At 40.9% G+C, this 24,529-nt stretch carries 19 protein-coding genes and 1 tRNA gene; 12 read left to right on the top strand and 8 right to left on the bottom strand.

What is annotated here, in order from left to right:
* The first annotated feature begins 62 nt into the window (after positions 1–62).
* The gene (speD, locus tag GQR39_RS12410; protein ID WP_007376266.1) at positions 63–875 is read left to right on the top strand and encodes an adenosylmethionine decarboxylase; all 813 of its coding nucleotides are present in this window, start codon (positions 63–65) and stop codon (positions 873–875) included.
* Positions 876–928: 53 nt separating this feature from the next.
* Here the strand turns inward: speD and GQR39_RS12415 are convergent, their stop codons facing one another.
* Both GQR39_RS12415 and GQR39_RS12420 read right to left on the bottom strand, forming a co-directional pair.
* On the bottom strand, positions 929–2,272 hold the full coding sequence (locus tag GQR39_RS12415; protein ID WP_165735752.1) for a M24 family metallopeptidase: 1,344 nt from the start codon (positions 2,270–2,272) through the stop codon (positions 929–931).
* Between the two features lie 129 nt (positions 2,273–2,401).
* Positions 2,402–3,691: an aromatic amino acid transport family protein gene (locus GQR39_RS12420; protein WP_007580094.1), complete on the bottom strand. Its 1,290-nt coding sequence runs from the start codon at positions 3,689–3,691 to the stop codon at positions 2,402–2,404.
* A 447-nt stretch (positions 3,692–4,138) separates the two neighbouring features.
* On the opposite strand from GQR39_RS12420, the gene GQR39_RS12425 reads away from it, so the two are divergent.
* A complete protein-coding gene (locus GQR39_RS12425) occupies positions 4,139–4,936 on the top strand; it encodes an alpha/beta hydrolase (protein WP_165735753.1) in 798 nt (265 codons plus the stop codon).
* 249 nt (positions 4,937–5,185) lie between these two features.
* Positions 5,186–7,933: a hypothetical protein gene (locus GQR39_RS12430; protein WP_165735754.1), complete on the top strand. Its 2,748-nt coding sequence runs from the start codon at positions 5,186–5,188 to the stop codon at positions 7,931–7,933.
* A gap of 187 nt (positions 7,934–8,120) precedes the next feature.
* On the opposite strand, the gene cysQ is transcribed toward GQR39_RS12430, so the two are convergent.
* The 6 genes from cysQ to cysG are packed head-to-tail and all read right to left on the bottom strand — an operon-like array spanning position 8,121 to position 15,083.
* A complete protein-coding gene (gene cysQ / locus GQR39_RS12435; protein WP_165735755.1) occupies positions 8,121–8,891 on the bottom strand; it encodes a 3'(2'),5'-bisphosphate nucleotidase CysQ in 771 nt (256 codons plus the stop codon).
* Positions 8,892–8,900: 9 nt separating this feature from the next.
* Positions 8,901–9,494, bottom strand: a complete 594-nt coding sequence (gene cysC, locus GQR39_RS12440; protein ID WP_101164433.1) for an adenylyl-sulfate kinase — start codon at positions 9,492–9,494, stop codon at positions 8,901–8,903.
* A gap of 32 nt (positions 9,495–9,526) precedes the next feature.
* On the bottom strand, positions 9,527–11,251 hold the full coding sequence (locus tag GQR39_RS12445) for an SLC13 family permease (protein WP_165735756.1): 1,725 nt from the start codon (positions 11,249–11,251) through the stop codon (positions 9,527–9,529).
* Between the two features lie 31 nt (positions 11,252–11,282).
* Positions 11,283–12,707 (bottom strand): sulfate adenylyltransferase subunit CysN, encoded by a 1,425-nt coding sequence (cysN, locus tag GQR39_RS12450; RefSeq protein WP_008133446.1) that lies wholly within the window; start codon positions 12,705–12,707, stop codon positions 11,283–11,285.
* Entirely contained in the window at positions 12,707–13,606 is a 900-nt protein-coding gene (gene cysD, locus GQR39_RS12455) for a sulfate adenylyltransferase subunit CysD (RefSeq protein WP_008133447.1), read from the bottom strand. Before cysD ends, cysN begins: the two co-directional genes overlap by 1 nt.
* Before the next feature lie 49 nt (positions 13,607–13,655).
* The gene (cysG, locus tag GQR39_RS12460) at positions 13,656–15,083 is read right to left on the bottom strand and encodes a siroheme synthase CysG (protein ID WP_024600081.1); all 1,428 of its coding nucleotides are present in this window, start codon (positions 15,081–15,083) and stop codon (positions 13,656–13,658) included.
* A gap of 450 nt (positions 15,084–15,533) precedes the next feature.
* On the opposite strand from cysG, the gene deoC reads away from it, so the two are divergent.
* The 9 genes from deoC (at position 15,534) to rpoB (ending at position 24,483) form a co-directional block, all read left to right on the top strand.
* Positions 15,534–16,277 (top strand): deoxyribose-phosphate aldolase, encoded by a 744-nt coding sequence (gene deoC, locus GQR39_RS12465; RefSeq protein WP_165735757.1) that lies wholly within the window; start codon positions 15,534–15,536, stop codon positions 16,275–16,277.
* 148 nt (positions 16,278–16,425) lie between these two features.
* Positions 16,426–16,502, top strand: a tRNA-Trp gene (locus tag GQR39_RS12470).
* A 132-nt stretch (positions 16,503–16,634) separates the two neighbouring features.
* Positions 16,635–17,012: a preprotein translocase subunit SecE gene (gene secE / locus GQR39_RS12475; protein ID WP_002958877.1), complete on the top strand. Its 378-nt coding sequence runs from the start codon at positions 16,635–16,637 to the stop codon at positions 17,010–17,012.
* A gap of 4 nt (positions 17,013–17,016) precedes the next feature.
* Positions 17,017–17,580 (top strand): transcription termination/antitermination protein NusG, encoded by a 564-nt coding sequence (gene nusG / locus GQR39_RS12480; RefSeq protein ID WP_007580122.1) that lies wholly within the window; start codon positions 17,017–17,019, stop codon positions 17,578–17,580.
* Positions 17,581–17,793: 213 nt separating this feature from the next.
* The gene (gene rplK, locus GQR39_RS12485) at positions 17,794–18,222 is read left to right on the top strand and encodes a 50S ribosomal protein L11 (protein WP_002958879.1); all 429 of its coding nucleotides are present in this window, start codon (positions 17,794–17,796) and stop codon (positions 18,220–18,222) included.
* 3 nt (positions 18,223–18,225) lie between these two features.
* Positions 18,226–18,930 (top strand): 50S ribosomal protein L1, encoded by a 705-nt coding sequence (gene rplA, locus GQR39_RS12490; protein ID WP_165735758.1) that lies wholly within the window; start codon positions 18,226–18,228, stop codon positions 18,928–18,930.
* Positions 18,931–19,252: 322 nt separating this feature from the next.
* A complete protein-coding gene (gene rplJ, locus GQR39_RS12495; RefSeq protein WP_002958881.1) occupies positions 19,253–19,747 on the top strand; it encodes a 50S ribosomal protein L10 in 495 nt (164 codons plus the stop codon).
* Positions 19,748–19,823: 76 nt separating this feature from the next.
* Positions 19,824–20,186, top strand: a complete 363-nt coding sequence (gene rplL / locus GQR39_RS12500) for a 50S ribosomal protein L7/L12 (RefSeq protein ID WP_002958882.1) — start codon at positions 19,824–19,826, stop codon at positions 20,184–20,186.
* Positions 20,187–20,457: 271 nt separating this feature from the next.
* The gene (gene rpoB, locus GQR39_RS12505; protein ID WP_007580127.1) at positions 20,458–24,483 is read left to right on the top strand and encodes a DNA-directed RNA polymerase subunit beta; all 4,026 of its coding nucleotides are present in this window, start codon (positions 20,458–20,460) and stop codon (positions 24,481–24,483) included.
* The last annotated feature ends 46 nt before the right edge of the window (positions 24,484–24,529 follow it).

Genomic DNA, 24,529 nt, shown 5'->3' on the forward strand with positions numbered 1-24,529 from the left:
TAAAATCCGCGAACTTTTCATTCTGCAGGTGCAGAACCCACTAATTTATAGGTTGGTTTATTATGAACAAACCCTTCGATAAACTTAAACTTCATGGCTTTAACAATTTAACCAAAAGTTTAAGCTTTAGTATTTATGATATTTGTTACGCAAAGACCGAGCAACAACGTAAAGAATATATTGAATATATCGATGAGCAGTACAGTGCAGATAGACTAACCGACATTTTAGGTGAAGTTGTTGATATTATTGGTGCTAACATTTTAAATGTAGCGCGCCAAGATTATGAACCGCAAGGCGCAAGTGTAACTATTTTGGTTTCAGAAGAACCAGTAGAAGAGCAGCAAAATTACGATGCTGACGAAGCACCAGGCCCATTACCTGATTCAGTTGTTGCGCACCTAGATAAAAGCCACATTTGTGTACACACATACCCAGAAGCTCACCCTGATGATGGTATTTGTACATTCCGTGCTGATATTGAAGTGTCTACTTGTGGCATTATTTCGCCACTTAAAGCGTTAAACTTCTTAATTCATAGCCTTGAATCAGACGTAGTAACAATTGACTACCGCGTTCGTGGTTTTACCCGCGACATAAACGGTGTTAAGCACTACATTGATCATGCTATTAGCTCGATTCAAAACTTCATGACAGAAGATACAAAAGAAGCGTACCAAATGATGGACGTGAACGTGTATCAAGAAAACCTGTTCCATACCAAAATGATGTTAAAAGAAACCGATCTAAATACGTATTTGTTCGGCCTTTCTACGGCAGATTTATCAGAGGGCGAAGAAGACGAAATTCGCTCAAAACTGACCCGTGAAATGCAAGAAATATTCTATGGCCGTAACCTGCCAGATACAGAATAATAGCAACGAATTAAATTAAAAATGGCGCTCAGTGAGCGCCATTTATTTATGCTTTATTTTACAAGCAATAGCTGTGTTTGTCGGCCATTTAAATACCAGACACCGCTTTTATCAAAAATAGCATCTTCCTCTAGCATTATTCTTATTTCTTTATTCCACTGTTTTATAAACACAGCATTGTTAAGCTCAATTGAGTAAGCCGTATTTAAATGTAGCGGATAGTCACCATCTCCCGGTACACCTTGCTGAGAATCCCACATACCTAATGTAGTGCCAGCAGCGTGGCCATGATAGCCAATAGGATGAGTATAAATAGTGGGTTTTAATCCCTGATCAATAGCGGCTTTTCGTGCTGCAGCTAAAACCTCATTACCGGTTTTACCTACCGCAAATTGATTGGTAAATATATCTTGGAGTTTATTACCGCTTTTTAGTGCTTCAACTAAGTAACTAGGCGCACTCGTTTCGTTTTCTTTGAGCACATACGCATGCTGCTGCGTGTCGGTATTTAAGCGTAAATAAGTAATCCCAAAATCTACATGAAGTAAGTCACCGGCTTGTATAACGTTATCATCGTAGCCATTGGTAAAGCTTTCTTCATGATTAAACGGCTTCGCATCGGCGCGTTGAATAGCAATACTCGGGTGAAACCATGTTTGTAGTTTGAGCTCTTTTAAGCGCTCTCTAAACCACCATACCAAGTCATCGCTAGTTGTTTTACCCACCGTAATTGTTTTACCCGAAAACCCCTCTGCAATAATATGATGGGCAATAGCGACAATATGTTTATACATTTCAACTTCTTCAGGAATGCGTTGTTCTAACCACGCAACACCAAGCGGCTCTGCAGAAATTATTTTATTGTGATAAGTGGCGGGCAAGTTGGCCATTAAGGTTTTGTAATCGCCTAGCACAAGGCCATCGGCATGTGCCCAGTCGGTAGAAGTATTAAGCGCAATGTTGCGAGGTTTGTATTGCTCAATAAGCGTATTGAGTGCCAGCCACTGGCTAGGTTGTGTTTGCTTATCCCACCCTTTTTTAAATACGTTACCTATTTTATAAGGCGCAATAGCGTAAGCATCAACACCACCTTGTTTATTAAGTGCAAATAGCAAAATAGTGGTGCGTCTGGCTGAAAGCCATGTTGCAGGCAGCATTGTTTTTAATATTGGATCTTCGTTATATTCACGACTTATAAGTAGCCACATATCAGTGTTGTGCTGCTTCATTAACGAGGGCATTAAGGTATTAACTCTAAGCTCAGTTATTTTATCTATAAACGCAGCGCGCTCTTTCATCGATAAAATAGTGGGAGCGTCATCGGCTTTAACAAAGAGGCTTAAAACAAGCGTAGTTAGCAAGCTTACGTAAAGTAGGAGTTGTTTAGTAAAGTGCATAATTGTTTTATTTTTAGGCTAGTTAATTTATAACATGCCTGAAGAGTGACTATAAAAAAACAATTTGAGATAAACAGCACACAAAAAAGCCCAGCTAAAAAGTAACCGGGCTTTGTATAAACAGCTTTATTACTTAAGCATGCTGTATAAAAGTGCAAATACAGCAAGCGAGCCAACCGCTAATATAAATAGCGTGCTAAAGCGATTTCGGTATTTATTAAGTGCAGGTACTTTATAAACTGCAATCATTGGCATAATGAATAAAATCATCGCAATGATAGGGCCCGATAACTGATCCATCATGTCTAAAATACTTGGGTTTTTAACAGCACAAAACCAAATAGCTAAAAACATGATTAACACACCAATTTTATCGGTAACGCCAGCGCTTAAGCCTGTTTGTTTAGTTACTAATCCTGTAAAGCTTTCGCGTGCACCTAAAAAATGACCCAAAAACGACGATGTAATAGCAATAAAGGCAACAAGTGGCCCAAGTGTGGCAATAAACGAGTTATCAGTAATATTAGCAAGGTAGGATAAAACCGATACGTTAGCCGCTTTAGCTGCTGCCATTTGCTCGCCTGTAAGCGACAGCACGCAAGAGAACACAAATAACAGTACGAAAGTAATAAGTAGCAAGCTAGTGCGCTTTAAAATCGCCTCAGACTTACGTGTAGCTTGTTCGCCGTAATGACCGCGTTGCACATTTACAAAGCTTGAGATAGCCGCTGCGTGGCTAAACGAAAACACAATAATAGGAATCGATAACCACAACGTTTTACCAAAGCTGCCTATTTCAGGCACCGTCATATCTGGCATTTGCCAGCTAGGGATTAAATAAAGTGATAAAAAGAACAATATGCCCACAAGCGGATACACTAAAATAGCAAAGGCACGTAGCATTAAGCGCTCGCCGCCCATCATTAAGCTAATCATACCTGCAACTAATACACCCGAAAGTAGCACGCGAGAAGGTGATTCCATCCCCATTTGATTAACCATAAAACTATCAACGGTATTGGTTAAACCTACACCGTAAATAAGCAAAATTGGGAATATAGATAAAAAGTACAACAAGGAAATTAACCGGCCTGCAGTCACACCAAAATGCTCTTCAACTACATCGGTAAAATCGGCATCTTTATTTTTTGATGAAAGTACAAAGCGCGCTAATCCACGGTGCGCAAAAAAGGTCATTGGGAACGCTAAACACGCCATAATAATTAACGGCCAAAAACCGCCAATACCAATGTTAATAGGTAAAAATAAAATACCCGCACCAACGGCGGTACCAAATAAACTTAATGTCCACTGCGTATCGTGCAGGTTCCATTTAGTTTTTGTATTTGAATTTTTGCTTGAATTTGTGTGTGTGTTTGGTGATGCATTTGAAAGCGTTGCATCTTGAGATGTTGTCATGTGTGTGTGCTCATCCATTATTTAAATAATAACTGCGCCGAAGGGTATAGTTTTTAGCTGAAAATTTCATGTTTTGAGGGGGCTTGCAGGCTAATTAATTAGGCTCAATTGCAGGGTAAGTGTCATGAATACTAAACAGCGGTGTAAAAGTGAGCAAAAGCCTTAAATGACAACACCACATTATAATTTTAGAGTAGGTTGGTTAGAGCGCAGCGAAACCCAACACGCTATAGCGTCACGCGAGCAGCAAAGCCAAGATAGGCGGTTTTCATAACGTAAAAACAGGGGAAGGTCATTTTTATTGGTTTTCATTTAAAATCAAAATTTGCTCCCAAAAGCTGTTAAGTAGAAGGCATTGATCAGAACTTCATAAGAGATTTTTTCTAAACTCCGTTATACTTCCTACAATTGAATACGCCAAACGAAGTAAATAGGCCACTAACTGCAATGAGTAAAGACATTCTTTTCCATACTATTTTTGTGCACGAAACCAGTAAAACATGGGTTGTATTTGTCCATGGAGCAGGTGGTAGTTCGGCAATTTGGTTTCGTCAGCTTAAGGCTTATAAAAAAGAATATAATGTATTGTTGCTTGATCTTCGTGGTCACGGTAAATCGAATAACTTAGTACAAAACTTTGTTGATAATAATTATTCGTTTAATAATGTCTCTAAAGACATTATCGATGTGTTAGATCATAACAATATCACCAGCGCACACTTTGTTGGCATTTCATTGGGCACAATTATTATTCGAAATATTGCTGAAATTGCGCCACAATATGTTTCTAGCATGGTGCTAGGTGGAGCGGTTACTCGTTTTAATACTCGCAGTAATACATTGGTTTATTTAGGTAATACTTTTAAACACTTCCTGCCTTATATGTGGCTGTATCGCTTATTTGCTTTTATTATGATGCCGAAAAAGCGTCATAAAGAATCTCGACTTTTGTTTGTTCGTGAGGCAAAACGCTTGTGCCAAAAAGAGTTTATAAAATGGTTTAAATTAGCCATGGACGTAAATCCTTTAATGCAATATTTCAAAGAAAAAGACATCGATATTCCCATTCTGTACATTATGGGCAAAGAAGATCACATGTTCCTTGGCCCTGTTAAAGAAATGGTTAAGCGTCATAAAAATAGCGTACTGCAAACTATTCACCATTGCGGCCATGTTTGTAATGTGGAACGCCCAGACTTATTTAATCAACACTCGCTTGCTTTTATCGCCCAGCAAAATCGTTAAGGGTTGTAGAAGGAATAGGGTCGGTACATTCTTTTTTGACTTTCGCCCTAAACTCAAAACAAGACCTAAAGTAATAAAACTTCATTTTTATATCAAAACGTAAGTTGGGTAGAGCGAAGTGAAACCCAATAAGCCATAGCGTCATTCGAGTGGTAAAGGCAAGAGGCGACTTTATTTCTTAAACTTGCTTATCCAATAATATTCAATTGATATACACTGGCAAGGTAACGTATTGATAAGGATATTAAGTTGTCGCAAGTTAAAACACTCCCCATTACAGCCACGCGTTGTCTTTCTCTTTTATTGTGTGCAATTACCGCTGCAACAATTACCGTATTTTTAAGCAAAGTCGGTTTTGTACAAAAAGCATATTCAAGTTTGGGCGCTATTTTAAATGCCAATCCGGTTTTGCATTACAGCAGCGCATTTTTAGCGGGTATTGGCATAAAGCTCCTGCTTGATAAGTTTTATATATCGCACCCCAAACGCAGTATTGGATTCAGCTGGCGATATCCGCCAGTGACTATGGCTGTATTGGCGTCATTGTTTATAACTGCTTTTTACATGCTAAGCACAGCACCAAAATTTGATGAAGCTGGATTATACGCGCAAAGTCTTATGAGCTTAAAATACCTAGCACTTACGTTTATTGGCATGCTCATAACTGTCATTTATCAGACAAAGCTCTATACCCAAAAGCCAATTTTTACTGCTGTATTAGTCACTCTTAGTTTAATTTACATAGTTTTTGCAGTCAGCCTAGGCGATATGGCGCCTGCCTTTAATGTCTTTATGTACCTAGCTGCTAGTTATTTAATTTTAGCGATTTACTTATTGTGTAATGAATATAAGCAGAGTAAACAGCAGGGTTTCATGTCTGAAGGTGAACCGTCTGAAGCTAAAGAAATGCCTGAACTAAAAACTTTAGAGCACTTTAGAGAATGGTTCAAAGATGATTCGACTATTAAAAGCATAGAGGAATTAGAACCCGATTTACAGGTTTACGCCATGCGCATTACCGAGCGGCTACAAAAAGGCGGTGATAAAGAGTTAGCACAACATATAGCCCTTTGCGGACCTTATGGTTGCGGGAAAAGCAGTATCGTCGAAAGTATTGTGAATGGTTTAGCAAAAAACTCTCAAAAAGAGAGTATTTGGATACATAGTGATATATCAACATGGGGCGCTGCAAGCGGCAGTGTTGCGCATGTTGTATTGAGCCATATTATCGACGATATAAGTCAGTATATTGATATGTGTGCCTTTCGTGCGTTACCTAAACATTATACTGAAGCCCTAAAGTCGGGTGGTAGTGTATTTCAGTTTGTATCTACGTTACTCGCAGGCCCTGTTGATATTGAGGGAAGTTTTCAAAAGCTTAATGACGTTCTTAAAGTCACCAACCATAAATTACTCATTACCCTGCAAGATGTAGATCGTGGTACGGGCGATGAAAATGAAAAGCGTCTAAATGATATAGCTGCGTTGCTTGATAGGCTAAAAAAACGAAGTTTGGGTCATATAAATTTTATTGTCGCGATGGGTAATGAAAGTGATGCAGCTGCTGAAGTAATCTCAAAAGCTACTGATTATAGAGAAGATATTTTAATTAGTAGTATTTCTGGAAAGCTAAAGGAGTTTATATTTTTATCGATAAATAAAGCTGTTTCAAATGGTGTAATCACACTTTATAGCAGTGGATATGGTAATACTGAAAATTCAAAGCCACCTTTTGTATATCCTATAAAAGATAAAAGTTGGATCGAGGATTATAATCAGTTTTCGGATGCTTTTTTTAAACGAGAGGTTATAGCTCTAACAGGTATAATTTACTCTGTTCGTTTATTGAAAAAAATTATCAGAAGAGTCGATGCCGCTTGGAATCAAAGTGAGATAAATGGAGAGGTTAACCTATTAGCCACAATAATGTTAGTGGCTTTAAAAGAGTCAAAATTTAGAAATTACTCACTATATTTGAACCAGTTGGATGAAGCAGGGCTTAATTCTCAAAATGACTTAACCTCGGTGATCGAAGCAATTTCAAAAAGGGTAGACGGCTCTGTTGATTTAAACCTTATAAATTTTTTCGACGTTTTACTGAATGTTAAAATGATTACTAACTACGGTGCTCTAGACGATAAAGAGTTTGAGGTGGGGGAAAAGGTTCCTACAAGTAAATTACTTGACCCTATCTCGGTGAGTACGCAGTCAATAGGCCGTTCTAATACAAAATATTTAAATTCTTTATCGTTGATTGAACTTGAAAAACTACCCAAAAATTGGTTGAAACAGCAACCTATTTTAAAAAGCCTATATATTGAAAATAATGCTAGTGCAGATATTTTTGCTAAAAATTGGCTTCAAAGCCATAATGTTCGAGAGCTTACTTCTGAATTAATTAATTGTCCGACTTTTAAAGCTAATCTTAGAAATATCTTTCCATCTATATTAAAGCGGTTTGCAACGATGAGCACTGAAGAGCGAGATGAATTAAGGCGCTCAAGATTTTTATACAACTTAGGCGATATATTTTTAGCTACGACAGACTTTAATTCTTTCTCTAGTGATAGTTGTAATTTAATCAAAGTGCTTGAAGGTGACCTTTCAAGTCAATTATTTAGCTATTGTTTTAGTAAAAGATTATTTGGTGATGATGGGTTGGAGGTTAAGTTTGAAGAAAATAATGTTAAGGACATGATTTCCTTAGTAACAAGGCTAAGCACTATTAATGGAGAAGAGGCGGCAACATTAATTTGGCCTCTATACTATAAGTTGGGTAAGGCTAGTTTAAAGAAGGAAGTAAAAGTGATAATAGAAGGTAATGCAAAGGCATGCCTTGTGCCACAGCAGTTCTCAAATATTATCGATCCTAATGCTGCTTATAATTTATATGCTGATTTCCACACAATAAATATTCATGCTCGCCATTATAAAAACTTCTTAGATATACCAGTATCAGTACTAGATGAAATTCTTAAAGGGGTTCAATATGATTAAAGCCCGTAAAAAGTTTATAGAGGATTAATATAAAAACTATTATTTGTAGGTTAAACATAATTTCATATGCTGAAAAAAGTGGATGTGAAAAGCATATATAAGTTGGGTTTCGTTCCACTCAACCCAACCTACGGGGTTTAGGTGTTCATCGAACTGCTAGTAGTTAACAGCTCGAAGCTCTTAGTGCTTACTCTTCTATCGCACTTACAATAAAATACGGATTTAAATACTCATCTTTGGTGTTGTAAATAAGCGGGCTGCCATCAAGCTTAGTGACTTTAGCACCGGCTATTTCAGCGATTGCATGGCCTGCTCCGGTATCCCATTCGCAAGTTGGACCTAAGCGTGGGTAAATATCGGCGCTGCCCTCAGCGACTAAACACAGTTTTAGTGAGCTGCCTTTAGACACCATTTCAACCTCGTCAAAGCGTTTTACAAACTCGGCTAAATCGGGTGATGGGTGCGAGCGGCTGCCTACAACTCGAATTAACCCTTTGTTAGGTTTGGTAGTTACCTTAAGCTCAATTCGCTCATCGCCTTTATCTTTAAATGCGCCAATGGCTTCGGCGGCTAAGTACGATACGGCAAGGGCAGGTGCATCTACTACGGCTAAAATAGGAATGCCGTTTTTGATTAGGGCGATGTTTACGGTAAATTCACCGTTCTTTTTAATAAATTCTTTAGTGCCGTCGATTGGGTCAACTAACCAGTAGCTTTTCCATGTTTGGCGTACATCCCAGCTTATGTCGGCGTTTTCTTCACTGAGTATTGGAATGTCGGGTGTAAGCTGTTGAAGCCCTGCCACAATCAGTTTATGAGCTGCTAAATCGGCGTCGGTTACGGGGCTTTCATCGGCTTTGTACTCAACGTTAAAGTCCTTTTCGTAAATTCCCATTATCGCTTGGCCTGCTTTGCGGGCAAGGATGAGGGTTTCTTCTAGCAGTTCGGTTTGATTCATGGGGTTAACCTATATTATGTGCTTTTGTTTTAGATACGTTATCAGTTGTGTAACCGATTGGTCTAGGGAGTTTTTACTTGTATCTAAAATTATTTCTGGATTGTTTGGCACTTCGTAGCTTGAATCGATACCAGTGAAGTGTTTTATCTCCCCTGCGCGGGCTTTTTTGTATAAGCCTTTTGGATCGCGGCTTTCGCATACATCAAGTGGGGTATCGATAAATACTTCGATAAATTCGCCGTCATCTACTAGGCTGCGCACCATATCGCGCTCCGCTCTAAAAGGCGATATAAACGCAGTAAGTACTAACAAGCCAGCGTCGGTCATTAGTTTAGCGGTTTCGCCTACGCGGCGTATGTTTTCAATGCGGTCTTCGTCGCTAAAGCCTAGGTCTTTACATAAACCGTGGCGTACGTTGTCGCCATCGAGTAGGTAAGTGTGCGTACCTTGCTGATTAAGCGCTGCTTCTAATGCGTTTGCTACAGTACTTTTGCCAGAGCCTGAAAAGCCGGTAAACCATAAAATAGCGGGCTTATGTTTTTTTTGCTCACTACGCTGTGCTTTTGTCGTTGCGTAGTTATGCCAAACTATATTTTCATCCATAGTGAGAGTCTCTTATGCTGTGAGCGCAGGTATTAAAACGGAAATACCAGCGGGATCAAGGTTAATACCGTGATTGAATAAATAATAGAAAGGGGTAAGCCCATCACTACGTAATCTTTTAAGCGATAGTTACCCGCGCTATAAACCATTAGATTAGTTTGATACCCAAATGGCGATATAAAGCTGGCTGATGCGCCAAAGGCAACCGCCATAATAAACGGTAGCGGATCTACATTAAAACCAACCGCGAGCGAGTAAGCAACAGGGAACGACAAGGCAGCTGCTGCGTTATTAGTAATAAGCTCGGTAAATAATACGGTCATTAAAAATATGGCAATAAATGCGCCGTAAGGACCAAAGTCGCCAAGTACCATAAACATGGCGTCGGATATTTGCCCGGCAAGTCCGGTGCCTATCATTAACTTGGCAAGGCCAATGGCACTACCTACTACCACTAATAACTCGATAGGAAAACGGCGTTTTACTTCGTTAAGTTTTATGGTGCCACTGAGCATTAAGCCAATCAGTAATACTAATAAGCCTTTAACCAGCGGCACTATGCCAATAATACTTAAACCCAGTACTGCGGCAAAGCACAGTAGCACAATATTTGATTGCTTAGGTGCAAGGTGGGCTTGTAAGTCAAACCCTGAAATATACACAAATTCGCGCTTTAAGTTAGGCAAGGTGTAAAAGTTTTTGCCTGGTGCGAGTATAAGTGAGTCGCCAGCTTGTAGTTGCACTTGCCCAAGGCCACCTTGTAAGCGGTCGTGACCACGGCGAATGGCAATAACAGCAGCATGAAATTGCTCTCTAAAGCGGGCTTCTTTTACGGTTTTGCCAATAAATTTTGAAGACTGACTTACTACTACTTCTACTAAGTGTTCTATGTCTTTTTGATGATTCTCGTGCACTACTTTTAGGCCGTCGAAACGGGTAAGTAATGGCACCGATTTTATGTCACCTACAAACAGCAGCACGTCATCTTTTTGAATAATTTGCTGCGGGGTGACTGCGCAAATGCGGCTGCCATCGCGAATGATTTCAGCGAGGAATAAGTCTTTTAAATCACGCAGGCCGTTTTCTTCAACGGTCTGGCCTATTAATTTTGAGTTTGCTTGTACTTTGCCTTCTAGGTAAAAAGGCACGACTTCTTGGTCGCTTTTACCGTTGTCGGGTAAGTATTTAAGCATCACTAAAATGGTAATTAGGCCTACGCTTAACGCGCCTAAACCCACTAAGGTAAAGTCAAAAAAGCCCAGCGGTTCCATGCCCGCATCAACTGCAAAGCCATTGACGATTAAGTTGGTTGATGTACCAATAAGCGTAATAGTGCCGCCCAAAATAGCAGTGTACGACAGCGGTAATAATAGCTTTGAAGGGGAGTGATTAGGGTTGTCTTTTATCGCGGTAATAAGCGATGCAACAACGGCGGTATTGTTAGTAAACGACGATAAAAAGGCGGTTGATAACCCCAATTTTGTTACCGATTTTACTAAACTACCTTTAGATAGCGATTGCGCTAACTTTTGAATTAGGGTGGTTTTTTCTATTGCGGTCGACACTAACACCAATAGTACTAAGGTGATAAGCGACGGGTTAGCATAATTAATCAACATGCTTTCAAGATCGATTAGCCCTGCTAAGTAGCTGGTGCCAATTGCGCTTACAAATAACCATGCTGGATTAATACGGGTGCCAAAAAGGCACCCGACTAAGGTAAGCATAATGCCTGTTAAAACGAGCTGTTCTACCATGCTTTTAAATTCCTAACAGGCTAAAGTTAACTTATAACTTAGAAATATCAAGCGCTTGCCAATGCGGAAAGTGCTTGCGTACTAAGCTGTTAAATTCAACTTCAAATTCGCTAAAGTTACTTTGCTGTGCTTGGCTTTGCAGTACTTGTTCAATCATGCCCGCAGCAACCGTTAGGTTTGATAAGCGATCGATTAGTATAAACGAGCCTGTTTCGTGATTGCTGTGGTACTCGTCTGCCAAAATAGTTTCGGTTAGTTCAAGTGTTACAATCGCAATTTCGTTTAACTGCAGTGAGTCGCTAGTGCCATGTTCAAGCGTGTTCACATCAATTGTGTAATCAATTTTTGTAACAATAGCTGAAGTGTTTTTGCTGCCTAGCTTTAGGTTATAGCTTTTACCTAACACTAATGGCGACTCATGCATCCACACAATTTTAGCTTGCAGCTGGTTAGTAACAACGGCCGTTGAATTTGCAGGTACTATTACGTCGCCTCGGCTAATATCAATTTCGTTATTTAGGGTAACGGTAATTGCTTGGCCTGCTTGTGCACTATCTAAATTGCCATCAAAGGTAACAATTTCTTTAATGCTTGATGTTTTACCCGACGGTAATACTTTTATTGCATCGCCTACGTGTATCTTGCCCGATGTAAGTGTGCCCTGAAAACCACGGAAGTTTAAATTAGGACGCACTACATATTGCACTGGTAGGCGCGCTTCAAAGCCTGTATCTGTTTCGGCTGCTGGCGAATCTTCTAGTAATTCAAGTAGTGGTTTGTCGGTGTAATACGGTGTATGAGCAGAGCGAGTTACTACATTGTCGCCTTTAAGCGCCGACATAGGTACAAACTTAATGTTTGATACGTTAAGTTGCTCAGCAAATTTAAGGTAATCGGCCTTAATTTTTTCATACACGGTTTCGTCAAAATCAACGATATCCATTTTATTAACGGCAACAACAAACTGCTTAATGCCAAGCGAGTCACAAATAAAGCTGTGGCGCTTGGTTTGTACTTGCACGCCGTAACGCGCATCAACCAAAATAATAGCGACATCGCTTGTTGATGCACCCGTTACCATGTTGCGCGTGTATTGCTCGTGCCCAGGTGTGTCGGCAATAATAAATTTACGCTTAGCCGTTGAAAAGTAACGGTACGCTACGTCAATGGTAATGCCTTGCTCACGCTCAGCTTGTAGGCCATCAACTAATAAAGCAAGGTCAAGATCTTCACCTGCGTTACCTACTTTTTCGTTATCTTTATGAAGGGCTGCTAGCTGATCTTCATAAATTTGGTGGCTGTCGTGCAGTAGGCGGCCAATCAATGTTGATTTACCGTCATCTACGCTGCCACACGTAAGCATACGCAATAAGCTTTTGTCTTGTTGACGTGCTAGGTAGGCGTCTATGCCTATTTCTTTTACTTCGTTAAATGTATCGTTATTTTGGCTAGACATTAAAAATACCCCTCACGTTTTTTCTTCTCCATTGAGCCTGCTGAATCATGGTCAATAACACGACCTTCACGTTCAGATGACGTAGATAGCAGCATTTCTTCAATAATTTCGGTTAAAGTACTTGCTGTTGACTCAACTGCACCGGTAAGTGGGTAGCAGCCTAATGTACGAAAACGTACAGATTTCATTTGCGGTACTTCACCCTCGTTAAGTGGCATACGCTCATCGTCAACCATAATTAGGGTGCCATCGCGATCAACAACAGGGCGCTCTTTTGCTAGGTAAAGCGGTACCATGTCGATGTTTTCTTGGTAAATGTATTGCCAAATATCAAGCTCAGTCCAGTTAGATAACGGGAAAACACGAATGCTTTCGCCCGGATTAACTTGGCTGTTATAAGTGTTCCAAAGCTCAGGACGTTGGTTTTTAGGATCCCAACGGTGGTGTTTGTCGCGGAACGAGTAAACACGTTCTTTTGCGCGTGATTTTTCTTCATCGCGGCGTGCGCCACCAAATGCAGCATCAAAACCATATTTGTTAAGTGCTTGCTTTAAGCCTTGGGTTTTCATTATGTCGGTATGTTTACCCGAGCCATGCGTAAACGGGCCTACACCCATTTCAATGCCTTCTGGATTCTTGTGTACCAGTAGGTCAAAACCGTATTCTTTAGCTATACGGTCGCGAAACTCAATCATTTCACGAAACTTCCAATTGGTGTCTACGTGCAATAACGGAAACGGAATTTTTGCAGGGTAAAATGCTTTACGCGCTAAGTGCAAAAGTACCGACGAATCTTTACCAATAGAGTAAAGCATTACTGGGTTCTCAAACTCAGCGGCGACTTCGCGCATGATTTTGATACTTTCAGCTTCAAGTTGCTGAAGGTGAGTTAAAGCCATTGTTAGTCGTCCTACTAAAATGATTAAAAGTTACAAATTTAAAATTCGGTTATGTATTTGATACATCTGTTAGCGGCTGTGCAAAGCTGCTTGTTTGTTCGTTTTTCCCAAACCACGCTAGTTGCGAGTGCAGGGCGGCTACTTCACCAATAATGAGTAGCGCAGGTGATATAATGCTGTTGCGTTCAATTAAGTCGGCAAGTTCGCCTAGTTGGCCTGTTACTACACGCTGATTTTTGCGTGTACCGTTTTCGATAATAGCAACAGGTGTGTCGGCTTTGCGGCCATGTTTTAAAAGCTCGCTTTGTATGTGCGGCGATTTAATTACGCCCATGTAAATAGCAAGCGTTTGATTTGCTTTTGCCAGCGATTGCCAATCAAGTTCTTGACCGTCTTTTTTACAATGGCCAGTTACAAATTGAATGGCTTGTGCGTGGTCACGATGCGTTAGCGGAATACCCGCATAAGCACTACAACCTGCAGCGGCTGTAATACCCGGTACAATTTGATAATTTACGTTGTTAGCAGCCAGTACTTGTACTTCTTCGCCACCACGGCCATAAATAAACGGATCGCCACCTTTAATGCGGCACACTTTTTTGCCTTGTTTAGCAAGGTCGACCAGCATTTGGTTAGTGTCGTCTTGAACAACACTGTGATCACCTAAACGTTTGCCTACACAAATAAGGTCGGCATCACGACGCACTAATTCCATAATTTCGTCAGACACTAAAAAGTCGTATACAACCACATCGGCTTGTTGCATAAGTTGCAGTGCTTTAAGTGTTAAAAGCTCTGGATCGCCAGGGCCTGCACCTACTACATATACTTCGCCTTCAGGTTCTGCTTTAGCATCTAGCATTTGCTCTAGTTGTTGCTGTGCGGCTTGAGTGTCACCGGTTTGCACTTTACTCACGACAGATGAGTCGAATACGCCTTCCCAAAATTGGCGGCGGTCTGAAAAATGTTTAAAGCGTTTTTTTACTTTGTCTCTAAAGCCACCGACAAGTGTTGCAAGTGGGCCAATATGATGCGGAATAAGGGTTTCGAGCTTTTCGCGTAAGCGACGTGCAAGTACCGGCGCTGTGCCTGCACTTGATATAGCAATGGTGATTGGGTCGCGGTCAACAATGGATGGAAATATAAACGTACATTTAGGTTGGTCATCAACCACGTTTACAAATACATTGCGGGCATTGGCAAGTTCAAATACGTTGTTGTTGACTTCATCGCGGTCGGTTGCCGCAATAACAAGCATTTTGCCATCGAGATGCGACTCATCAAAATAGGCATCAATAAGCGTTACTTCATTATTATGTGCATGTTCTTTTAGTTCGTCGCAAAACCAAGGCGCTACTAAAGTAACGCTCGCTCTCGCTTTTAAAAACGCGCGACATTTGCGTAATGCGACCTCTCCACCGCCAACAACCAATACTGGTTTGTTGTCGAGTTTGGTAAAGATAGGTAAATACTGCACGTTAATAAGACCCCTAAACAAATTCAAATATAAGAAAACGCTTTATTCTGATAAGGAGAATATAGCGGCTATCGATAAGTAAAAAATAATTAAAACCAAGTTGATATAACCAAAAGTTATAATAGGTGGGCTTTTTAGGCCTAAGAGTTAGTTAACAAGGGATTGCGCCGAGTTACAAGTAAAATAAACAGCTTATAGTGTTTGGTTATGAGCTATAGCGAGTTTGGTTTAATTTGTTAATATGGAAGCATATTCTATTTTGTACTTATACCAATTGCATTAAATTAGTGATCTATTATAGCGACGAGAAAATAGCTCAATAACAAGGCTAAAATTATGATACATAGTTGTTCTATATAAATAATTTTTAACGTAGTTAGTGAGTTATTTAATACGCTAAAATGATTATGTTTTTAATAAAATTGGTATTACATAAGCAACGGAGCTCTAATGACACAACACCAAAAAGATGCCGCATTAGCAGTCGCACTGATGGATTTAACAAGCTTAAACACCAGCGATACAACCAAAAACATTCAAGCGCTTGTTGATAGTATAAACCCGACGCTGGGCACACCTGCTGCAGTATGTGTTTATAGCGACTTTGTTGATGATGCAAAAATAGCACTCGCAGCGCGTGAGCTTAACCACGTAAAAGTAGCAACGGTCACTAACTTTCCAACGGGTGATGCGCCACTGAGTGATGTAATTAACGAAACACTTATTGCTATAGAGCGCGGCGCTGACGAAATTGATTTGGTTATTCCTTATAAAAAGTTAATAGCGGGCGATGTTCAAACAGTAATTAGCTATGTAAGCGAAAGTAAAAAAGCATGTGGGTCGCGCGCCCAACTAAAAGTAATAATAGAAAGCGGTGAGCTAAAAACCGAAGCGCTAATAACGCAGGCTACTCAATTGGCAATTGAAGGTGGTGCCGATTTTGTAAAAACCAGTACGGGTAAAGTGGCCATTAATGCAACCCTTGAATCAACAAAAATTATGCTAACAGCCATTAAAAACTCGGATAAACGTGTGGGCTTTAAAGCTGCCGGCGGTGTTAAAACTGTTGCCGATGCCAGTGATTATTTAGCGCTAGCACGCGCAATAATGGGTGATGATTATTTGCAAGCAAATACATTTAGATTTGGTGCTTCAAGCTTACTGAGTGATGTTTATAAAGCCTTAGAAAAATAACCAATATTTTAGGATTGTACATTTATATAACCGATTAAATTATTAGCAGTTTGAGCAATAATGTAATTAATTAATTAGATTTTCCAATGTGGGTATCTTTTAGGCTTGTGTTAATGAACTGCGTAAGTATAATAGGCATCCACTTTGCAGGGGCGTAGTTCCAATTGGTAGAACAGCGGTCTCCAAAACCGATGGTTGGGAGTTCGAATCTCTCCGCCCCTGCCAGTCTTACTTGTTATTTGAGTAGTCTGAGCTTAAAAACCGGTTTAAATTAAGTCTGTTTTTAAGTTTAGATTTTAATGGATTAACCCTGCCGTAGTGTAGGGTTGTTGTGTCTGTAGTTAAGGTAATAATATTATGAGCACGAATGTAGAAACACCATCAAGTGCGATGGAGTCAGTAAAGTGGTTAGTAGCAATCGCGCTACTTGCAGGCGCAGTTGTTGGTAATCACATGTATGCAGATCAATCTGTACTACTACGTGCTATCGGCGTTGTTGTTGCAATAGCGGCCGGATTAGCAATTGCCTCGCAAACATTTAAGGGACGTAACTTTCTTGCTTTCGCTAAAGAAGCTCGAATTGAAGTACGCAAAGTTATTTGGCCAACGCGCCAAGAAACTACCCACACGACATTAATTGTAATGGTTGCAACAGTGATTATGGCACTTATCCTTTGGGGATTAGATGGCATTTTATTCCGCGCTGTAGGCTTTTTAACTGGATTGGAGATCTGATCCCATGTCGGATGAGAACGAGAACAAAGAAATTAAGTTACGTTGGTATGTAGTACAAGCCTTTTCTGGTTACGAAAAGCGTGTAGCTCAAACGTTAACTGAACACATTAAAATCGAAGGTCTTGAATCGAGCTTTGGTGAGATACTAGTACCAACAGAAGAAGTTGTTGAGATGCGCGCTGGCCAAAAGCGTAAATCTGAGCGTAAATTCTTTCCAGGTTATGTATTAGTACAAATGGATATGAATGACGCAAGCTGGCACCTAGTGAACAGCACTGAACGTGTAATGGGCTTTATTGGTGGAACGTCTGATCGTCCTGCTCCAATAACTCCTAAAGAAGCAGAACGCATTCTTAATCGCCTTCAAGAAAATGCTGAAGCACCTAAACCTGCTACGTTATTTGAACCAGGTGAAGTTGTACGCGTTACAGACGGACCATTTGCAGATTTCAGTGGTGTAGTTGAAGAAGTTGACTACGAAAAAAGCCGCGTAAAAGTATCTGTACTTATTTTTGGTCGTTCTACGCCAGTTGAGCTTGAATTCGGTCAAGTTGAGCAAGATAAGTAATTGATTAAAAAAGCTTCGCTAATTTTTATTTAAATTTTGGCATGAAGCTTGAAAAAGGCCGCTGATTAACTTATAATCAGCGGCCTTTTTGTATTAAGGTAAAATTTATTTTTACTGTGCAAAAAGTACGAAACCAATTTTTAAACTGGGAAGCCGTTAGAGTACGCGTCCTCGCGCGCACAAGGCTGAGACCCACCAAATGAGGTATTTATAATGGCTAAAAAAGTTGAAGCTCTAATCAAGCTACAAGTTGCCGCTGGTATGGCTAATCCTAGTCCTCCAGTAGGTCCTGCACTAGGTCAACACGGTGTAAACATCATGGAATTCTGTAAAGCGTTTAACGCACGTACAGAGTCTATCGAAAAGGGCGCTCCAGTTCCTGTAGTGATCTCTGTTTACGGTGACCGTTCATTTACGTTCGACATGAAAACGCCACCTGCTGCTTACTTACTTAAGAAAGCTGCTGGTATCAAGTCAGGCTCAGGCCGTCCTAACACTGATAAAGTAGGCACAGTAACTCGTGCTCAACTTGAAGAAATTGTTGAGACAAAACGAACTGACCTTACAGCTGCCGATATGGACGCAGCGGTTCGCACTATCGCAGGTTCTGCGCGTGCGATGGGCTTGAACGTAGAGGACTAAGAAATGGCTAAATTAACTAAACGTATGCGTACTATCCGCGAAAAAGTGGAAGTAACAAAAGATTACGAAATCAATGAAGCAGTTGCTCTTTTAAAAGAGTTAGCGACAGCTAAGTTCGTAGAAAGTGTTGACGTTGCCGTTAACCTTGGTATCGATGCTCGTAAATCTGATCAAAACGTTCGTGGTGCTACTGTACTACCTAACGGTACTGGTCGTGACGTTCGTGTTGCTGTATTCACACAAGGCGCTAATGCAGAAGCTGCAAAAGAAGCCGGTGCTGAATTAGTAGGCATGGAAGATCTTGCTGAACTAGTTAAAAAAGGCGAGATGAACTTTGACGTTGTTGTTGCATCACCAGACGCTATGCGTGTTGTTGGTCAACTAGGTCAAATCTTAGGCCCACGTGGTCTAATGCCAAACCCTAAAACTGGTACTGTAACGCCTAACGTTGCAGAAGCAGTTAAAAATGCTAAAGCAGGTCAAGTACGTTACCGTAATGACAAAAATGGCATCATCCATACTACTATTGGTAAGGTTGATTTCACTGCAGAGCAATTACAACAAAACCTTGAGTCTCTAATTGTTGCGCTTAAGAAGGCTAAACCTTCTCAAGCTAAAGGTATTTACTTGAAGAAAGTAACTATCTCTACAACAATGGGCGCAGGCGTTTCTGTTGACCAAAACACTTTAAGCACAACTGTAGCTTAATCAGTGTTTACATGGCGTGAAATTTGTACTATAATTTCGCGCCATTTTGTTGATTAATTTATTAATTGGCAAAGTAAAGAATTCGGGTTGAAGTCCATAATTTCGTTAAGCCTTCGGGGTTAACGATAAATTGGGCTTCCGTCCAAGACCGTAGGTGGCTTCGGCCTTAATATTCACCTACGTAGACGGTGTAGACCCCAGATAGATTTTTCCTAATCCTTCTGGCTCTCGCCGTAAAAAGCATCTCTACCTTGTTTGGTAGGGAAGAGTAGAACAGGGGAATCCGATAATCGGTATCCCCATTAAACCAGGAGTAACACCCATGGCTTTAAATCTTCAAGGCAAAAAAGCAATAGTTGCTGAAGTCAACGAAGCAGCCAATGGTGCTCTATCTGCAGTTGTTGCAGATTCTCGTGGTGTAACAGTTGGCGCAATCACTGCCCTTCGTAAAGAAGCTCGTGCAAATGGTGTTTGGATGAAAGTTGTCCGTAACACTTTAGCAAAACGTGCTCTTGAAGGAACAGATTTTGAGTGTCTTTCTGATTCATTTGTTGGTCCAAGCTTAATCGCTTTCTCATCAGAGCACCCAGGTGCTGCTGCGCGTATCTTTTCAGATTTCGCGAAAAAGAATGAGAAATTCGAGCTTAAAACGGCCGCTTTTGAAGGAAATGTTGTTGATGCAGCAATGCTTGCTACATTACCTACATACGACGAAGCTGTTGCACGCTTAATGAGTGCTATGAAAGAAGCGTCTGCTGGCAAATTGTGTAAAACAATTGAAGCAGTACGTGTACAGAAAGAAGAGCAAGCTGCTTAATTTTAAGCTGTTTAATCTCACTTTCGGTGTAAAATTTATTTGGACGTAATGTCCGTTAATTATTAGGAAATTTGTAATGTCTGTATCTAAAGACCAAATCCTTGACGCAATTGCTGAAATGTCAGTAATGGACGTTGTTGCTCTTATCGAAGCAATGGAAGAAAAATTCGGCGTAACTGCTGCAGCTGCAATGGTAGCTGGTCCAGCTGCTGAAGCTGCTGAAGAGAAAACAGAATTTGACGTAATCCTTACTGGCGCTGGCGCTAACAAGGTTTCTGCAATCAAAGCTGTTCGTAGCGCAACTGGCCTTGGCCTTAAAGAAGCGAAAGCTCTTGTTGAAGCTGCTCCTACACCTGTTAAAGAAGGTGTATCTAAAGAAGAAGCTGAAGCACTTGCAAAAGATCTTACTGAAGCTGGTGCTGAAGTTGAGGTTAAGTAATTTAGCTTTTGCTAAGTTCGCTGCCTGAGAAATCAGGCAAGGGCTGGTGATTATTTAATCACCGGCCTTTTTGCGCTATAGAGTGATGCACTCTTTTAGTTCAAATAAAATCTGGTTTTTTCTTTACTTTCAACGCTTTATAGTTTGCTAGTGTTAAAGTGGGATCTAATTAGAACAACAGTTAAATGTTGTAAAATCTTGGCATAGCTGCCAGTTAAGTCTGTTCTTACAAGAACAGGTCGGGTCAAAGATCAGCAAGCTGAGGAACCCCATGGCTTACTCTTATTCTGAAAAGAAACGTATCCGTAAGGATTTTGGTAAACGTCCACAAGTTTTGGATATACCTTTTTTACTGTCTACACAGTTAGAATCGTTTAAAAAATTCTTAGTGCCGGACGCTGATGGCGATCATGGTTTGGAAGCTGCCTTCCGTTCTGTGTTCCCTATTAAAAGCTACTCGGGAAATTCTGAGCTTCAATACGTAAGTTACCGTATTGGTGAGCCAGTTTTCGATGTAAAAGAATGTCAAATTCGCGGTGTGACTTATTCTGCTCCACTTCGCGTGAAACTGCGTCTTGTTGTTATGGACAAAGAAGCACCAGGCACAGTTAAAGACATTAAAGAGCAAGAAGTTTACATGGGCGAAATTCCGCTCATGACAGATACCGGTACTTTTGTAATCAATGGTACAGAGCGTGTTATCGTTTCTCAGCTACACCGTAGCCCTGGTGTATTCTTTGATAACGACCGCGGTAAAACCCATTCATCGGGTAAAGTATTATATAACGCACGCGTTATACCTTACCGTGGTTCATGGTTAGACTTCGAATTTGATGCAAAAGATAACTTATATGTACGTATTGACCGTCGTCGTAAATTACCGGCGTCTATCATCCTACGTGCACTAGAGTATTCTAGCGAACAAATCCTAGATATGTTCTTCGATAACACTACGTTTGAAGTAACGAATGGTAAAGTTCTTATGGAACTTGTACCTTCGCGTTTACGTGGTGAAACTGCCGCTTTTGATATCAAGAGCGAAGACGGTGAAGTATTTGTTGAAAGCGGTCGTCGTGTTACGGCTCGCCACATCAAGAGCATCGAAAAGAAAGGCATTAAGCAATTAGAAGTACCACATGAGTACATCATTGGCCGTATTGTAGCTAAAAACTATGTTGATGAGTCAACTGGTGAAGTTATTGCAAATGCAAATGACGAGCTAACTCTAGAGCTAATGGCTGAATTGGTTAAAGCCGGTTACACTAAAATTGATACGTTATATATCAATGAAGTGGACAGCGGTGCTTACATGTCAAATACATTAAACATTGACTCTGCAAGCAGCCGTTTAGAAGCACTAGTAGAAATTTACCGCATGATGCGCCCAGGCGAGCCACCGACGAAAGACGCGGCTGAAGCCTTATTCCAGAACTTGTTCTTCTCTGAAGAGCGTTATGACTTATCTACTGTAGGTCGTATGAAGTTCAATAGCCGTGTTGGTTACGATACAGACACAGGCCCTGGCACATTAAGCAAAGAAGACATCGTGTCTGTTATGAAAGTATTAATTGCTATTCGTAACGGTCAAGGCGATGTTGATGATATCGATCACTTAGGCAACCGTCGTATACGTAGTGTTGGCGAAATGGCTGAGAACCAATTCCGTGTTGGTCTAGTACGTGTTGAACGTGCTGTACGTGAGCGTTTAAGCTTAGGTGACCTTGACGCGATAATGCCACAAGATCTTATTAACGCTAAGCCTATTTCGGCAGCTGTTAAAGAGTTCTTCGGCTCGTCTCAGTTATCACAGTTTATGGACCAAAATAACCCACTATCAGAAGTTACGCATAAACGTCGTATCTCTGCATTAGGTCCGGGCGGTCTAACTCGTGAACGCGCAGGCTTTGAAGTACGTGACGTTCACGTAACTCACTATGGTCGCGTATGTCCAATCGAGACTCCTGAGGGTCCAAATATCGGTCTAATTAACTCGTTGTCTACGTACGCACGTACAAATGACTACGGTTTCTTAGAAACACCTTACCGCAAAGTGGTAGACGGTGTTGTAACTGATGAAGTTGATTATTTATCAGCCATTGAAGAAGGTCAGTTTGTTATCGCACAGGCGAACTCAAACTTAACTGAAACCAATGAGTTTGTTGATGAACTTATCCCATGTCGTCACAAAGGTGAATCTACCTTTATGGGTCGCATGGACCAGCAGTATATGGATGTATCACCACAACAGGTGATTTCTGTAGCGGCAGCACTTATCCCGTTCTTAGAACACGATGATGCTAACCGTGCATTGATGGGTTCAAACATGCAACGTCAAGCAGTACCAACATTGAAAGCGGATAAGCCGTTAGTAGGTACTGGTATTGAGTTAACACTAGCGAAAGATTCTGGTGTAACTATCGTTGCTAAACGTGGTGGTGAAGTAATGTATGCTGACGCAAGTCGCATCGTTGTAAATGTACATGAAGAAGAACGCATTCCTGGTGAAGCGGGCATCGACATCTACAACTTAACCAAATACACACGTTCAAACCAAAATACATGTATTAACCAAAAACCAACTTGTATGGTTGGCGAACCGGTTACTCGTGGTGACGTGTTAGCAGATGGTCCTTCGACTGACTTAGGTGACTTAGCCCTTGGTCAAAACCTTCGCGTGGCATTCATGCCATGGAACGGTTATAACTTCGAAGATTCAATCTTGTTATCAGAGCGCGTAGTTGAAGAAGATCGTCTAACGACTATCCATATTCAAGAACTACAGTGTGTTGCCCGTGATACTAAATTAGGTCCAGAAGAGATCACTGCAGATATCCCGAATGTGGGTGAGTCTGCGCTAGGCAAGCTTGATGAATCAGGCGTTGTATATATTGGTGCTGAAGTTAAAGGCGGCGATATCCTAGTAGGTAAAGTGACTCCTAAAGGCGAGACACAGCTTACACCTGAAGAGAAGCTACTGCGTGCTATCTTCGGCGAAAAAGCGTCTGACGTTAAAGACAGCTCTTTACGTGTACCAAATTCTGTAACTGGTACTGTAATTGACGTGCAAGTTTTCACCCGTGATGGTGTTGAAAAAGATAAACGCGCGTTAGAAGTTGAAGACATGCAGCTTCGCGAAGCGAAGAAAGACTTCAACGAAGAGTTCCGTATTTTAGAAGCTGGCGTTTTAGACCGTGCACGTAAGCTACTTATAGCTGCTGGTTTTGATGAAGATAAACTTGCATCTCTAAATGCTGAAAAAGTACTTACGCAAAGCCTTGCTGAAGAAGACAAGCAAGCTGAGCTTGAGCAACTAGCTGCACAGTACGATGAACTTAAAGCTGAATACGATAAGAAGTTTGAAAACAAACGTCGTAAAATTACCCAAGGTGATGACTTAGCACCAGGCGTACTTAAGATTGTTAAAGTATACCTAGCTGTTAAACGTCGTATCCAACCGGGTGATAAAATGGCGGGTCGTCATGGTAACAAAGGTGTTATCTCGACTATCGTACCAGTAGAAGATATGCCTTACGATGACAAAGGTCGTACGGTAGATATCGTATTGAATCCACTAGGTGTACCATCACGTATGAACATCGGTCAGATCCTTGAAACACATATGGGTCTTGCTGCACGTGGTATCGGTGAACGTATTGAAGAGATGATGAAAGAGCAACGTGAGCTTCATGAGCTACGTGACTTCATCAAGCAAGCATACGAAATTGGCGAATCTCGCCAAGTTGTAGATATTGCTAGCTTCACTGATGACGAAATTCGTCGTCTAGCTGAAAACTTAAAAGGTGGTTTACCAATAGCTACTCCTGCATTTGATGGCGCGAAAGAAAGCGAAATCAAAGACATGCTTGAGCTTGCGGGCTATCCTCGTAGTGGTCAGGTTACACTTTATGATGGCCGTACTGGCGATCAGTTTGAACGTCAAGTAACTGTTGGTTACATGTACATGCTTAAACTTAACCACTTGGTTGACGATAAGATGCACGCACGTTCTACTGGTTCTTACAGCCTTGTTACTCAGCAGCCGCTGGGTGGTAAAGCACAGTTCGGTGGCCAGCGTTTTGGTGAGATGGAAGTATGGGCACTTGAAGCTTATGGTGCTGCTTACACTCTACAAGAAATGCTAACAGTGAAATCGGATGACGTGAACGGTCGTACTAAGATGTATAAAAACATCGTTGATGGTAACCATAAAATGGAACCAGGTATGCCAGAATCGTTCAACGTATTGTTGAAAGAAATCCGCTCACTGGGTATCAACATCGAGTTGGAAGAAAATTAAGCCAATTAGATGCTGCAGTTAACGCTGCAGCATCTGTTACGGCTGA

The organism is Pseudoalteromonas sp. C8 (genome assembly GCF_011378685.1).
Lineage (GTDB): Bacteria > Pseudomonadota > Gammaproteobacteria > Enterobacterales > Alteromonadaceae > Pseudoalteromonas > Pseudoalteromonas arctica.

What these genes read in the sequence shown, in the direction of transcription:
- secE (WP_002958877.1), top strand. Translation starts at nt 16,635, where the DNA reads ATGAGCACGAATGTAGAAACACCATCAAGTGCGATGGAGTCAGTAAAG.
- rplJ (WP_002958881.1), top strand. Translation starts at nt 19,253, where the DNA reads ATGGCTTTAAATCTTCAAGGCAAAAAAGCAATAGTTGCTGAAGTCAAC.
- rplA (WP_165735758.1), top strand. Translation starts at nt 18,226, where the DNA reads ATGGCTAAATTAACTAAACGTATGCGTACTATCCGCGAAAAAGTGGAA.
- GQR39_RS12445 (WP_165735756.1), bottom strand. Translation starts at nt 11,251, where the DNA reads ATGGTAGAACAGCTCGTTTTAACAGGCATTATGCTTACCTTAGTCGGG.
- rplK (WP_002958879.1), top strand. Translation starts at nt 17,794, where the DNA reads ATGGCTAAAAAAGTTGAAGCTCTAATCAAGCTACAAGTTGCCGCTGGT.
- cysD (WP_008133447.1), bottom strand. Translation starts at nt 13,606, where the DNA reads ATGGCTTTAACTCACCTTCAGCAACTTGAAGCTGAAAGTATCAAAATC.
- GQR39_RS12420 (WP_007580094.1), bottom strand. Translation starts at nt 3,691, where the DNA reads ATGACAACATCTCAAGATGCAACGCTTTCAAATGCATCACCAAACACA.
- nusG (WP_007580122.1), top strand. Translation starts at nt 17,017, where the DNA reads ATGTCGGATGAGAACGAGAACAAAGAAATTAAGTTACGTTGGTATGTA.
- deoC (WP_165735757.1), top strand. Translation starts at nt 15,534, where the DNA reads ATGACACAACACCAAAAAGATGCCGCATTAGCAGTCGCACTGATGGAT.
- cysQ (WP_165735755.1), bottom strand. Translation starts at nt 8,891, where the DNA reads ATGAATCAAACCGAACTGCTAGAAGAAACCCTCATCCTTGCCCGCAAA.
- cysC (WP_101164433.1), bottom strand. Translation starts at nt 9,494, where the DNA reads ATGGATGAAAATATAGTTTGGCATAACTACGCAACGACAAAAGCACAG.
- rpoB (WP_007580127.1), top strand. Translation starts at nt 20,458, where the DNA reads ATGGCTTACTCTTATTCTGAAAAGAAACGTATCCGTAAGGATTTTGGT.
- cysN (WP_008133446.1), bottom strand. Translation starts at nt 12,707, where the DNA reads ATGTCTAGCCAAAATAACGATACATTTAACGAAGTAAAAGAAATAGGC.
- GQR39_RS12415 (WP_165735752.1), bottom strand. Translation starts at nt 2,272, where the DNA reads ATGCACTTTACTAAACAACTCCTACTTTACGTAAGCTTGCTAACTACG.
- speD (WP_007376266.1), top strand. Translation starts at nt 63, where the DNA reads ATGAACAAACCCTTCGATAAACTTAAACTTCATGGCTTTAACAATTTA.
- rplL (WP_002958882.1), top strand. Translation starts at nt 19,824, where the DNA reads ATGTCTGTATCTAAAGACCAAATCCTTGACGCAATTGCTGAAATGTCA.
- GQR39_RS12425 (WP_165735753.1), top strand. Translation starts at nt 4,139, where the DNA reads ATGAGTAAAGACATTCTTTTCCATACTATTTTTGTGCACGAAACCAGT.